The sequence below is a fragment of the Eubacterium barkeri genome, from assembly GCF_900107125.1.
GTDB classification, from domain to species: Bacteria; Bacillota; Clostridia; order Eubacteriales; family Eubacteriaceae; genus Eubacterium_O; species Eubacterium_O barkeri.
This window is the reverse complement of record NZ_FNOU01000008.1, coordinates 109,928-123,708: the sequence shown is the minus strand read 5'-3', so window position 1 is coordinate 123,708 and position 13,781 is coordinate 109,928. Positions and strand designations below refer to the sequence as shown.

The 13,781-nt window shown below is 46.2% G+C and carries 14 protein-coding genes; 5 read left to right on the top strand and 9 right to left on the bottom strand.

What is annotated here, in order from left to right; genetic code table 11:
- Positions 1-106: 106 nt before the first annotated feature.
- A complete protein-coding gene (locus BLU30_RS06695; protein WP_422717894.1) occupies positions 107-1,120 on the bottom strand; it encodes a dihydroxyacetone kinase subunit DhaK in 1,014 nt (337 codons plus the stop codon).
- Between the two features lie 84 nt (positions 1,121-1,204).
- Positions 1,205-1,606: a dihydroxyacetone kinase phosphoryl donor subunit DhaM gene (dhaM, locus tag BLU30_RS06690; RefSeq protein ID WP_090244753.1), complete on the bottom strand. Its 402-nt coding sequence runs from the start codon at positions 1,604-1,606 to the stop codon at positions 1,205-1,207.
- Between the two features lie 274 nt (positions 1,607-1,880).
- Here dhaM and BLU30_RS06685 point away from each other — a divergent pair, with 274 nt between their 5' ends.
- The 5 genes from BLU30_RS06685 to BLU30_RS06665 all read left to right on the top strand — a co-directional run bounded on the left by BLU30_RS06685 (position 1,881) and on the right by BLU30_RS06665 (position 6,074).
- Complete coding sequence (locus BLU30_RS06685) at positions 1,881-2,333, top strand: RpiB/LacA/LacB family sugar-phosphate isomerase (RefSeq protein WP_090244751.1); 453 nt, start codon at positions 1,881-1,883, stop codon at positions 2,331-2,333.
- 104 nt (positions 2,334-2,437) lie between these two features.
- The gene (locus BLU30_RS06680; RefSeq protein WP_090244748.1) at positions 2,438-3,217 is read left to right on the top strand and encodes a triose-phosphate isomerase; all 780 of its coding nucleotides are present in this window, start codon (positions 2,438-2,440) and stop codon (positions 3,215-3,217) included.
- A 93-nt stretch (positions 3,218-3,310) separates the two neighbouring features.
- Positions 3,311-4,393, top strand: coding sequence for a linear amide C-N hydrolase (locus tag BLU30_RS06675; RefSeq protein WP_176770850.1), 1,083 nt, complete (start codon positions 3,311-3,313; stop codon positions 4,391-4,393).
- Between the two features lie 29 nt (positions 4,394-4,422).
- On the top strand, positions 4,423-5,373 hold the full coding sequence (locus BLU30_RS06670) for a DUF3089 domain-containing protein (RefSeq protein WP_143024212.1): 951 nt from the start codon (positions 4,423-4,425) through the stop codon (positions 5,371-5,373).
- On the top strand, positions 5,370-6,074 hold the full coding sequence (locus tag BLU30_RS06665) for a GntR family transcriptional regulator (protein ID WP_090244741.1): 705 nt from the start codon (positions 5,370-5,372) through the stop codon (positions 6,072-6,074). Before BLU30_RS06670 ends, BLU30_RS06665 begins: the two co-directional genes overlap by 4 nt.
- A gap of 25 nt (positions 6,075-6,099) precedes the next feature.
- On the opposite strand, the gene BLU30_RS06660 is transcribed toward BLU30_RS06665, so the two are convergent.
- The 7 genes from BLU30_RS06660 to BLU30_RS06630 form a co-directional block, all read right to left on the bottom strand.
- The gene (locus BLU30_RS06660) at positions 6,100-7,635 is read right to left on the bottom strand and encodes a BCCT family transporter (protein ID WP_176770849.1); all 1,536 of its coding nucleotides are present in this window, start codon (positions 7,633-7,635) and stop codon (positions 6,100-6,102) included.
- Positions 7,636-7,707: 72 nt separating this feature from the next.
- Positions 7,708-9,114, bottom strand: a complete 1,407-nt coding sequence (locus tag BLU30_RS06655) for a trimethylamine methyltransferase family protein (protein ID WP_090244737.1) — start codon at positions 9,112-9,114, stop codon at positions 7,708-7,710.
- A gap of 36 nt (positions 9,115-9,150) precedes the next feature.
- On the bottom strand, positions 9,151-10,440 hold the full coding sequence (locus BLU30_RS06650) for an MFS transporter (RefSeq protein ID WP_090244735.1): 1,290 nt from the start codon (positions 10,438-10,440) through the stop codon (positions 9,151-9,153).
- A gap of 212 nt (positions 10,441-10,652) precedes the next feature.
- On the bottom strand, positions 10,653-11,336 hold the full coding sequence (locus tag BLU30_RS06645) for a GntR family transcriptional regulator (RefSeq protein WP_090244732.1): 684 nt from the start codon (positions 11,334-11,336) through the stop codon (positions 10,653-10,655).
- An 11-nt stretch (positions 11,337-11,347) separates the two neighbouring features.
- On the bottom strand, positions 11,348-12,073 hold the full coding sequence (locus BLU30_RS06640) for a GntR family transcriptional regulator (RefSeq protein WP_090244729.1): 726 nt from the start codon (positions 12,071-12,073) through the stop codon (positions 11,348-11,350).
- Positions 12,060-12,704, bottom strand: a complete 645-nt coding sequence (locus BLU30_RS06635; RefSeq protein ID WP_090244727.1) for a cobalamin B12-binding domain-containing protein — start codon at positions 12,702-12,704, stop codon at positions 12,060-12,062. Before BLU30_RS06635 ends, BLU30_RS06640 begins: the two co-directional genes overlap by 14 nt.
- A gap of 137 nt (positions 12,705-12,841) precedes the next feature.
- The gene (locus BLU30_RS06630; protein ID WP_090244724.1) at positions 12,842-13,777 is read right to left on the bottom strand and encodes a CobW family GTP-binding protein; all 936 of its coding nucleotides are present in this window, start codon (positions 13,775-13,777) and stop codon (positions 12,842-12,844) included.
- Between the last annotated feature and the right edge of the window lie 4 nt (positions 13,778-13,781).

Here is a 13,781-nt window from a genome sequence, read left to right as displayed (position 1 = left end):
GGCTACGCTCATTTCGGGCTGCGCCCTATGTTTTAAACGGCCAAAATGACCGTGGTGAAGAGCTTGCTCTTCTCCACGGTCATTTCACCGTTTAAAACGCACTGCTTTAGACTTGCGTAAAGTATGGCGCATCACAGGGATAGTCGAGCAATTCTTTCATTTCGTCATCCAGTTTAACCAGGGTAACGGACATTCCGGCCATATCCATGGAGGCTGCAAAGGGACCGACTAAGCCCTTGTAGATTTTGATGCCCTTTTCTTCCAGGATTTGAGCCACGCGGCGGAAGCAGATGTGTAAATCAAGCAATGGGGTAGCGCCAAGGCTGTTGACCAGGACATAGACTTCATCGCCACTTTCGTAGGGTAGATCAGCCAGGATGGGTGCCATGATTTCGTCGATGACAGCATCTGCGGGCTCGATCTTCCCACGGCGTACTCCAGGTTCACCGTGGATCCCCATACCGATTTCCATATCGCCATCTTCCATTTCGAAAATGGGGCCACCCTTTGAAGGCAGGGTAGCCGAGCTCATGGCCACACCCATGGTCCGGGTCACATCATTACATTTTTCGGCAGCGGCGACGACTTCGTCTAAATCCTTGCCCATGGCAGCGGCAGCAGCAGCAGCCTTAAAGACGAAGAAATCCCCGGCGATCCCACGACGGTCTGGAATATTCTCTGAAGAAATAACATCGTCGGTTACCAGCACGGTTTCTACCCGGATATCATCTTCTTCATCGGCTTTTTCAGCGCCCATGTCAAAGTTCATGACATCGCCAGCGTAGTTACCATACATGAAGATGACACCTTTACCGTTGTCCACCGCACGGGCAGAAGCATAGCAGGGGTCCGGAGAGGGTGACGTGTTGATATTACCGATAACAGCAGCATCCGCAAAGCCTTCCCCAACATAACCTAAAAACAGCGGTTCATGGCCGGAGCCACCACCGATAACCACACCAACTTTATCCTTGGTACCGGCATCTTTGGCCAAGATGACACGGCCCTGTGCTTCGTCACTGTCGTCCATTTTGACATAGCCAGCATGGGCAGCACAATAACCTTCCAGCATTTCCTCTACAACATCATACGGGTCGTTGATCAAACGTTTCATAACCATGATATTACTTCCTCCTGAATTTATTATTTTAACGGACCGCCATTGCTATCCGATTAAAAGCCTATTATATCTTCTAATTATAAATTATGCCTTATGCAGTTCTCTTGCCTGGGCGGATACCGCCTTTATTTCTTCTGCATCATCGGTAATACTTGCCTGAACAGTCCCCGCAAAACAGCCTTCTACTAAAGGGCAATCCACGATGTGGACTTTTTCGGCTAAATCGTCGTCGTCAATCATATCCATGGCTGTTTCTGTGCTGATGATGGAGCTTCCCATATCACAGTACACCAGGATGCTTTTACATGCCTCCATCGACTCGATGGCTTCTAAAATTCGCAGGGTATTGGTTCCAATACGCCCGTCACCAGTTCCACCTGCCGCCTGGATTACAACCTGATCGTTGGCCATTTCAGCCACTAATTCTGCAACACCGGCTGCTAATTGTTCACTGTGGGATACAATGATAATTCCCGTTTTTGCCATTCTGTCCTCCTAATGGTTTTGTGCCTTTAGGATAACGTATTTTCATGAATTTGAAAATAGCGAATTTCTGAAATTAAGTAAAAGTAATTCCAATGGGATTCTAAGTGTATCATAGCACGTTCCCCGATCCTCAAAGTGTATTTTTTTACCCAACACCGATAAAATTCTGAAAGATTAAGCTTGAACATAATTTCCGCTTCCCTTATGCTTGAAAATGTGTCATAATTAACTCATAAAAATCGCATAACTTATGTGAATCGAGGAGGAACCCATTATGAGAATCTGCATTGATTGTGATGATGCTGCTTTTGATTTCAAGGATGCCATTTACGCACACCTAAAAGAAGAGGGCTTCGATATTACCGATTTAAAATATTCTGAAACCCATGACTGTGACTATCCTGACATTGCCTTTAACCTGGCTGAAAAGATCAGCGACGGATCCTATGACCGTGGTTTTCTGATCTGCGGTACGGGCTTAGGCGTTGCTATGATGGCCAACAAGGTCCCTGGTGTATTCGCCGGAACCTGTTCCGACTGCTTTGCTGCTGAACGTCTGGCCAAGAGCAATGACGCCAATGTCCTCACCATGGGTGCACGCTGCATCGGTGTTGAACTGGGCAAAATGATTGCAGATGCCTGGATGAATAGCGAATTTGCTGGCGGCGGATCCACCCGTAAGGTTGAACGGATGCGTGAGCTGGAAGCGAAATACATGAAGAAATAGGGCCTTTGTGTCCTGACCATTGAGGCCATTTTGGTGCAAGTCTGCACCAAGTGGCCTTTATTGCTATTTTATTCCCTGGATTAAGATTAAGAAAAGGAACCATCATGAATAAATTTTTACTCGGCACCAATTGGAAAATGAATAAAACCACGGCGGAAGGGCTGGCCTATACAAAGGGGCTGACTGCCATTATTCCGAAGCACCCTGCCTTTGATTTCTTCATCATCCCGCCCTATGTTCAGCTTTGGAAGCAGCGGGAAGCCATTGAGCATGCCCATTCCCCCCTGATGCTGGGCGCCCAGAATGTCCATTATGAGGATGCCGGACAGTTTACGGGGGAAATTTCCCCCGTCCAGCTAAAGGAAATCGGCATCAATATTTTGGAAATCGGCCACTGCGAACGACGGAAGTATTTTAACGAAACGGACTATACCGTCAATTTAAAGACCCTGGCCGCCCTGCGCCATGGCTTTACCCCCTTAGTCTGCATTGGTGACTCCATGCAGGAGAAGGACTTTGGTGTTTCTGCCGAAACCCTGGCCAAATCCCTTAAAATCGCCCTTCACGGGGTTTCCGCCGAGGATGCCCCCAGGGTATGGGTTGCCTACGAGCCCTATTGGGCCATTGGCGTCGAAGGGATTCCTGCAGAGCCTGAGGTTGTGGCTGAAATCCACACGACCCTTCGCGGGGTCCTGGTTGACCTTTATGGTGAAGCCATCGGACACACCATCCCCCTGCTCTTTGGCGGCAGTGTCAATTTAGACAATGCCGTGCCCTATGCCAAGTGCCAGGATGTTGACGGTCTGTTCATTGGCCGCAGTGCCTGGCAAACCGATACCTTTGAGGCGATTATGAATGCCCTGGAGGCCGCTGGTATCTCATAAAATAGTCAGCCTGCATTTTCTGAAATCTTTGAATTTTTGTTGAGGTCTTTGCCCCATTGATGATATACTGCCCTTATGAAATCAATGAAACAAATGACAAAAACTAAAAAATGGTGGGTCGGTATTCCCATCGTCCTGGGGATTTTCCTTATAGCTATCCTTACGCTGGGGGGACGGACAATCAGCACCCTTTCCTCCCTCCGGCAAATTTCAGGAACGGCAAAGGGTGAGGATGCGCTGTACACCATGGACTATACCAGCAGTTATAGTCTTTCCAATATTCTGGAATCTGGTGCCACCACACCAGAGGACTTGGCCAGTGCCATTAATCATCAGCTTTTTCTCGGCCTCAATACCGCCTTCAGCCTGCCAACCCTTTCAGCCGGCGGGGCTGCCTTCGATGCCGAGTCCTCCCCTGATACCCATGTCATGGGGCAGCGGATTGAATCCCTAACCCAGAACTATCTTCTCGCCCGCAATTATAACGGGCCGGCGACCAGTGCCCTGCTCATCCGGAGCACACCCCGGTCCGGCTATGCCTCTCTGGCCATGTCAAGCCTTCCGGGCAACCTTTTAAATACTGCAAGCTATGCCCGGCTCCTTGCCGCTCCTCTGCTTTCCACAGACGGTGTCAATGATCAGGGCCTCTCCGTTGCGGCCATTCGCCTAAGTGACCCCCCTACCCAAGAAAAAAATGACTTGCTTCCCATTACCACTACCCTGGCTGTCCGTATGATGTTAGACCAATGTGCTACAGTCCAGGAGGCCGTTGTCCTTCTGGGTAATTACGATATGACCGCCACCGGGGATCATAGCTACGCCTTTCTTATTGCCGATAAAACCGGGGATTCGACAGTGGTTGAATATCCTAAGCACAAAATGGCGACAGTAAGCAGTACCATTGCCACCGATCGTTACCAATCCAAGGGTGCCGTGACCAAGGGTTCCGGGGATCAGGAAGCTAAAACCTTCAAGGCCATCCAATCGGCCATTGCCGCAACTAAAAAAACGGTCTCCGAAAAAGAGGCCTTTGCCATTCTGAAAAAGACAGCCGTAACCCAGGGGGATGAGTCCACAAGGTGGTCTGTCGTCTACGACCTGTACAGCAGCAGTGCCAGTGTTGTTTTTTCTCAAAAATGGGACCATCCCTATACGTTGACCCTTCCTGAAAATTGACAAAACCTGAAAACTGGAGGAACCTGAAAGTGTCACAAAATAGAATGACTGATTATCGTAATGCCCATCATTGGATGGAAATTCCCCAAACCATCGACCATCCAGTAGATATTTTCTATCTCTATCCCACCGCTTATTTTAAAACCGGCCGTGCCCCCCTCATCTGCGATGTGGACCATCCTGCGATGCGGGCCCGAGCAACGGAGCACCTTGCCTACAAAGGCTCAGCTTTTCAAACCGTTGGTAATTATTTCGTTCCCTTTTACCGCCAGGCTTGTATTGAATGCCTGCTGAGTGAGGACCAAAAAATTTTCGGGGAGTTCATCGATAAAACCTGTACCGATGTCCAAAATGCCTTTACTTATTATATGGAAAACCTAAATGGCGGCCGCCCCTTTATTTTAGCCGGTCATTCCCAGGGAGCACTTTTAGGGGGGATGCTGCTATCCACTACTTTCCGGCAGCATCCGGAGTATTTGGATCAAATGGTGGCGGCCTATATTATCGGCTTTGGCATCACCCGGGAATATCTTACAGCCAATCCCCACCTCCATTTTGCCCAAGGCGCCCGGGATACGGGTGTCATTATCTCCTACAACACCGAAGCCCCAGGTGTTACCGGGCAGAACATCACCCTCCCAAAGGGCTCCATCGCCATTAACCCCATTACCTGGACCCGGAACACAGACTATGCACCTGCCAGTCTGAGTCTAGGCTCCCACCTGGTCCTGAGAGACAGTGCCGGTCGGCTTCTCTCTGTCACAGACCGCCCCCATTACGCCGATGCACAGATTGATCCCCACCGGGGGGTAGTCCTTTGTACCACTGCGGATAGGGCTGATTTTCGTATTGTTGGTGCGGAGCATTTCTTTCCGGAAGGGGTTCTCCACAACGGCGATTATTCCCTATACTACTACGATTTACGCAAAAACGCCCAGGATCGGGTGGCGGCCTGGTTTGAGAAAGGAGGATTAGGATGAGCATCCCAGAGCATTTGAAAATTATTGAGACCTTGAAAAGCATGATCCGCTCCCAGGAGCTACAGGCGGGATCTATCCTGCCATCTGAAAGCTATCTCTGCCAGCATTTCCATCTTGATCCCAAAAGCCTCCACCAGGGCCTCCTGACCCTTGTGGATGAAGGCTATATCTACAATATCCCCGGAAAAGGGTATTTTGTTCATGAGCCCCGCATTGATGTCTATGAGCTGGTGTTTAATGAAATGAACTTAAATGGTATCAACGATACCGATTCCCAGATCATTGGAGTGGATATTATTCGATCAACACCCGATATCCAAAGCCATTTGAAGACACCAGACGAGCAACGGGTCATTAAAATCCAGCGGCTATTAAGACAAAAGGGGTCCCCCATCGCTTTAGATGTTAAATATATTCCCTATCATCGGGGACTCCCCATTATTGAGCAGGAAATCCGCTACGCCACCTTCCCCAAAATGGTGGCCATTCATGGTTCACTTTCTGCCATTAAGCGGAAATTATCCATTCGTGCCATTCCCGCCAGCACCTCAATCCTCAAACATCTTGACTTGCCCATGGGTATGCCCATTCTCTCTGTGGAGCAGACCCTCATGGATGAATCAGACAAGGTCATTGGCTGGGGAACCGTCTACATGGCAGGGCATGAAGCACATCTGGACGCCGTCTCCAGCTTTAGATAAAGGCGACACCGCCACCCGCTTTCCGTTACTTTTCAGAGGGCGTCTCCCGATGTTCTTTAAGCCAGCGGTACAACAATCGTGTCATTGCAATCACCAAAATGGCCGAGGGGAGACCCACGACGATGACAAAGGTCTGAAGGGCCTGAATCCCCCCGCCCAGTTTCAGTACTGCCACCCCCAGAATCGCAATGGCAATCGACCAAGAAAGACGATTCCATCGGGCGGGTTGGCTGTGATCCGTCATTTCCCGGGAGGCAATGCACCCCATGGTAAAGGCACAGGAATCAACACAGGTGGCCAGAAAAACAAAATACAATAGGATTACCCCGATCATAATGAGATTCTTAAAGGGTAATTGATTTAACATGGCTAAAACGGCATAGTCACTCCCCTGCTCCATATTTATTTTTGCTAAATCGACAACACCAGAATGCTGTAATTTCAGAGCATAGTTCCCAAAAACACAAAAAATGGTCATTGTTCCTGCTGAACCCGCCCCCATAATTCCAAAAATCAATTCACGGATCGTCCGTCCCTTGGACACCCTGGCGATGAAAATTGCCATGAAGGGAACGGAGGCGACCCACCAGCTCCAATAGAAAACCGTCCAATCCTGGGCAAAGGTCCCCCCTCCAAAAACATCGCTATAGCTATTCATACGAATAAAATTCGTCACCAGGGTGCCAAATTCCTCCACGGATGCAGATAAAATGTAGCCTGGACCCCCCGCCAAAAAAATCAACAGAATCACTGCTATGAGCAAATACATATTAATATCGCTGAGAATCTTTATTCCCTTATCCAATCCACGGTATACGCTAATTGAAAAAATGAACATCCAGATCATCAGGACCAGCATCTGAAGCTCTGTGGTATTGGGCAAGCCAGTCAGTTGACAAATCAATACCGTCAATAGGGGAACCCCTAATCCCAATGCTGGTGCAAAGGTACAAAATGTTGCAAAAATGGTTGCAATATCAATGCCCTTGCCCACTGCCCCCAGAGCCGCCCGTTCACCAATGAGCTCCGACATTACCCCGGAAATTTTAAGATTTTTTCGGCCCAGTACCAAAAAATAATAGGAAACCACCAGCCCCGAAAGGGCATAAAAGGACCAGGCAACTGGACCCCAATGAAATAATCCATAGGGAATGGCAATATTAAAGGCCTCCAGGGAATAAGGCGCATATCCAAAGGGTGGGGATGCAATGTAGTTGAGGGGCTCACAGACTGACCATAGAATCGCAGATGACCCAATGGCTGAAAAGAAAATCATCGATAGCCAGCTATAGAAGCGATAGGCCGGTTTTTCCCCTTCCCCGCCAAGGCGAATACGCCCAAAACGGCTGCCCCCTACAAAAACACAGATAACAAACACACCCAATCCAAAAATCAAGAAAAACCAATCAAATTTTTCAATAACAAAATTTCTGAGAATGGAGGACACGCCAAGCGCTTCATCAGGAAACACGAGACAAGCCATAGATACCAGCACCATCAGTAACAAAGCACCTAGAAAAATTGTCTTGTCAATGGGGATTTTGTTCTTTTTTGAATCCATATCCATCCTTCTATCCTTTAATTCATAACACAAAGACGGGCGTGCATGCCGCCCACCCGTCTTCATTTCCCTTTATTTGATTAAATATTTCTCAATTACCTTCATTTGCTCCGGTGTTTTTTCAGGTTCCACATAAGATGCCAGCCGTTCGGCAACCTTTGCTGAAGCCTTCTCTTTAACGGATTTCTTATCCTCAGTTTGCCATGTGTTGTAATCCACTTTCACAAAAAGATCCGGGACATAGTGCTCTTTTCGGTATTCCTTCGGGGTTCTCCCTGCCATAAAGTTCCCCCTTGGCCCAACCTTACTGATTTCCTTAGTATAATCCTTCTCATAATCAATGGCAATACCATCGCCCATTCGTTTGAGCATTTTGATGAGCTGTTCATCCGCCACATATTTTTCCAGGGAACTCACATTAAAGCCACTAAGCATCCCACAGCTAAAGAAAATTAAGTCCGTATCGCTGAGGAAGCCGCTCATAAGATTCAGGGTTGATTCAACGCCGGCCTGGTAGTCCACATCGATGGCATCCGTTAAGGCACCCGATGTTCGGAAGGGCATTTTATAGTATTTTGCCATTGCGGCACTTGCTAAAGAAATAAGTGCCGTTTCTGTATTACCCAAAGCCATGGAAACCGCCCTTAGATTAGTGGAGGTTGATGTATTCCCATAAAAGACGGGTAATCCTGGACTGATCAACTGGATCAAAACCGTTACTGCCAATAATTCTGCATTATTCTGGATGATGGTTCCAAGAACCGATGCCGGGCTGGTAAGAACCGGCAATGAGCAGGTGGCCAATTGCATGGGTTGATTTAATGCACAATAAGCAAACAGCGCATCCAGGCTATCTTTAACCCATGCCAACGGGGAAATGGGACTAATACATCCCACTGCAACATAACGATCCTGTACGCCTGTGAAATTTTGAATCATTTGGACCACATTGGTTGCCACGGTCCCGGAATCATGAAGCTTCGTCGCCAGTGCCGTCAATGAAATCGGCAATGTGGTGTAGTTCAGCAAAGCTGCCGTCATGTTATAGGAACGTTCTTCCCGGGGCACATCATAGGTATCACACAGCAGTAAATGGGTCATATCAATGCAATCACTGGTTTGTACCAGCTTACAGATATCGATATAATCATGCATCTCAGCAAAGCGGAACTTTCCATCCTCCATGACATAGGGTGGACTTCCCGCCGTTGCCATCGTCCGACTGCCGTCACCCATATGGTAAAGGGTCCCGTCGGGTCTTAAAATATCAAAGGCTGCACTGACTGTCGACAGCCCTTTATGAATCAATTCATCTGTGAAATGGACGGTATAGCCATCCACAGTTGCCCCATTTTGTTTGAAAATCTCAATGGCCCGGTCATCCTCAAACACACACCCGGTTTCCCTTAAGAGCTTAACCGATTGTTCATGGATGAAATCAACATCCCTGGCCTTTAAAAAAAGTTTTTCGAGTTCCATATCATCTCTCCTTCAATTCCTGTATCATATTGACGATTAAGCCTGAATTTCTTCCCCATCGGTTTGAAGGGATGCCCGGATTTTCTTGTTGTAAAGAAGCACCAGCAAGGCACACCCCATGGATAGGATCGCACTAACACCCAGGGCAATAAATATATACGTGTACGCTTGATTCCCATAGGTGTCAAGCCATTTTCCTGCAATCGGCGAAACAAACATATCCGGTAAAAATCCAATCAATGATAGAATCCCTGAAGCCGACCCGAAGATGGCTGCGGGAACTTTCGTCTCTGTAAAAAGAGAGGATTCCACCCCATAGGCACCACTCATAAAGAAAGAGAGAATCATAATCAGGATAATCGCAGGAATCATGAATCCAGCCGTCTGGGGTGCCAGAACAATAACAAACAGGCAAATTGCCGTAATTGCCATGCACAATACAATGGTCTTTGCCGGTGATTTAATCTTCGTCGCCAACGCACCGATAACCGGTGAAGAAAAGAGGGAGGTCCCATACATCCGGATATTCCCCATTAGCGCAGCCATGGTGACACTGGCGCCAAACACGGCTTGAACATAGGGCACCGTATAGCTTAATGATGTATAAACCGTATAGGTAAAGAACATACATAAGGTCGTCAGCCATACCCCCGGATGCTTTACAGCAGCTACCAGCTCAGATAAATCAAAGGCCTTCTTTTTCTTGACAATTTCATCCTTAAATTTAGGGATAAGCAGAAAGGATGCAATGGCAAAGACAATATTTAAACCCGCATAAAACATCAAAACCATATTAAAGCCGGAAGCTGGATCACTAAAGCAGTTGAAAATCCACATCGAAATGAAATTCACAACCAATCCCAACACACCAACAATACCATAACTAATGCCAATATTTCTGGAATAGGTATTATCGGTACTCACCAAGCGAATTCCCTTATAACGGACCCCCCAATAGATGAAGGTTGTACAAACTCCCATCAGTAAGAAAATGACCTTCAAGGTTTCATAGCTTGGCAATGTCGCATACCAGAATGTCAAAACAGCAGAAAGTCCAAATCCGGCTGTCGCCAAATACTTGATTCGTATTTTATCTGCTAAAATTCCCCCGGGAAGATACGAAATCATGGCCGTTGTCCCATAAAGTCCATAGAGCACCCCCAATTGTTCATTATTTAGGGCAAGACTTTGTAAAACCGGCTCATAAAACACATATCGGACTAAAAAAGTCAGAAATACCACCACTGCACCAGAACTAATAATCCCAATCACCGCATTTCGGGTGAAACCACTGATACTTTCATTGGTTACTTCATTTTTATTCATTTTTTCTCTCCATAGAAATTGACAATACATTGATCCGGATCGTTTGTCATATTCAAGTATATAACAACTATAGCATGTGTAACCGTTTCTGTCAAGTAAGTAACCGATTTTTATATATAACAGTATATATATATGTATATATCAATTTTTCTTATTCTTCCTCTTTCGTTCTCTTCAACTAAAAAAAGATGCCCAGGGGCACCTTTTAATCATCAATATTTCATTTTTAACTGGATTTCCTCACAGGGCACGTAGGTTTCGGATACCCCGACCAGCTGCCCGTTCTCTGTCCGATACGTTTGTTTAAATTCAAATACACCATCATCTTCACCAAGGAATAACGTATCGCGAACTGGTGTATTATCGGTCATCATTGTCATTTCGAGCTCTTTATGAATATCATAGTTTCCTAAAACTAAATTCAAAAGCTCTAAAAAGCGCTCTGGATTCCGAATCAGTAAATCACTTCGGGCATTGTGGATGATATACTTCTTATCAATCCCAATGGGCATATCACAATCATAAAGAATCCGGGTAATCCCCAGACACCGGGTATGCTCCGGTACCTCTAAACCAAAACGTTTTTTAATATCTCCACCGTTGGTTTCGTTGATTTCTTCAAGCCGGATATCCGTCACGTGATCAATCCCTTTAATTTCATGGAAAATCATGGTATATGCCTTATGCGTCCCTGAGCTTACAAAAAAACCCTTTCGATCCACCACATAAACATATCCCTCTTCCTCGAGGATTGCCAAACTTTTTTTAACCGTAACCGGTGTTGTCGTGTAAATCTTAGAAAACTCCCGCAGTGATGGCAGCTGTTCTTCCGGTTTATAAATCCCACTTTCAATTTTTGATTGAATATCATTTAAAATAAACTCGTAGGTTTTCATGACCCGCCCCCTTATATAATCGACGTACCGTTGAGGCGGCAGAGATCACTCTCCACATACAACTTGCCGTAGCCCAGGGGAATATCATCAGAATCATAAACCTTCTGTTCAAAAAGCATCATAAATTTCTGTTTTCCAGTCGTTTCTTCTGTCATTTCTTCAAAATAGGCACGAACTGCCGCATCCGTCTTAACCCCAGTAATGGAAATTTCCTCCCAATATCCAAAGCCATAATTCTCTCCAAAGATAATACTCACCATATCCCGATAACTAAAGCTATCCTCTTTGATATTCATTCCTGGAAAATAGGGGATGTATTTCTCATCCAAGGCCACAGGCCGATCATTCTTAAAAAGCATGGAACGGATACATACAATTTTTGTTTGGGGCGCGGTCTGTAAATGATAGACTAATTCGATGGTTGGGGCCATTATTTTAGCATGAATCAGCTTAGCATGGGTGTACCCACCCTGGATGATTTCCTCGATTTTAAAGCCGATTTCAAATTTATTCAGAGAATACTCCCGCACATAGGTCCCCTTTCCTGGGGAAGACATCAGATATCCCTCTCCCACAAGGACCTCAATGGCCTTACGCACGGTCATCCGGCTAACACCGTACTCCTCACTCAAATTATTTTCTGAAGGCAGCAAATCTCCGGGCTTAAAAATCTTACTCAGGATTTTGATTTTAATTGAATCTGCAATCCCCAGATAGCGGGCTTCATTCTTGCTCATCTTTTAACCATCCCTGACAGATTTCAACCCCTTTAATGGCAGATTTTGTATAGGCATCAGCCCCTACAAAGTCACTGACGGTTTTGTTCGCCACACAGCCACCGATGATGATCTTAACCTGATCCCGAATTCCAGCGGCTTTAAAAGCATCGATAACCTCCTTAATGGAGATGATACAATCTGTCAATACGGCACTTAATCCGATAATCTCACACTGATAGCGTACCGCCGCATCCACAAAATCCTGGGCTTTTACATCAACACCCAGATCTTTGACAATGAATCCGCCGGCCTGCATCGCGCCTTTAAAAATTGACTTCCCGATATCATGGAGATCGCCCTCCACTGTACCCAGCAGCATGGTTTTACCAAACGCTTCAGTCTCAATATCATCGTATATATCACACATATTGGTATATTCTAATACATTTTCAAAAATGATCCCGACAACCATCAAATCGGCAATGGAATATTCACCGGTCTCATATCGCATTCCCACCTTTTCAAGCCCTTTGTTCAGCGCCATCCAAATATCCTTGGGTGCGGTACCTGCTGCAACGCACCGCTTTACGATTTTTAACACCTTTTCTTCATCCAACTCTTCGATGGCATTGATCAACATTTCAAGCATCTTCCATTCTCCTCTTCCTTAAACACTTTGATAAAAACACCTCGTCGCTGTTCTATACATGTTTTGGAAAATTATATCACAGAATGGTTTGAAATGGATCAAAAAATTTACCTTATCCTATCGTGTTTAATCCTTTTTTATGGACTGGTCGGCTCCAAATCCATTTTACAGTCAGGTAAAAAATGCTGCCAGGACCCAATGATTCGGCTGATAATCGATACCCCAATGGCTGAGATGATCACCAGCTCATTCCCTTCCACCCTTGTGGCCCATGGCGTACTTTGTATTTCTTTCCCCACTGCGCTAATTGCCATATTCCCCTGCTCGGTCGCTAGAAATCCCTTGATTCTAAAGGTGTATGGTGCTATGTCCACAAGAAAATTCTGCAAGCCTCCTAAGGGTAAAGGGGTTGATTCTACCTTTAAAACAATGGTCTTTGGACGACTTTCCCAGGTATTGGTGGTTTCCGCCTCCACCGCTGGTGTATGCTTGAATTTTTCCAAAAAAATAGTGGGATCCAGCTGGCAATAGGTTGTCTGGATACAGGGCATCTCCGGATGGATGCTTTGAATTTCCCCTTTAATACATTCGAGAGCCGCCTCTGTCTGCCGGTCACATTTATTAATAATGGCCAGATCTGAATGGACAATCTGACGCTGAATCGCCGGCAGCACTTCATACTGATTGAAAAATCCCACTGCATCCACCAGACAAACCGCACCATTATAATCATAGGATTGCCCCGACACCTTAGAGACGGTCCCAAGAATGGTTTGCATATTAGAGGGATCTGAAATACCAGAGGATTCAACGAAAACAATTTCCAAATCCAATTTGAGCAAGTCAATCAGACCTTTTATGAAATCCTGCTTCAGGCATGCACAGAATACAGACCCATTGGTCAGGGAAACCATCCTGGAATCTTTCGTTTGAATCAGCCGGCTGTCAATATCGATAGCCCCTAGTTCGTTCATCAAAATGCCCACACGCATTCCCTGGGTTCCTGTTAAAAGCATATTTAACAACGTCGTCTTTCCGGCCCCTAAAAATCCCGTTAACAGCACCAGCTTCATGGCT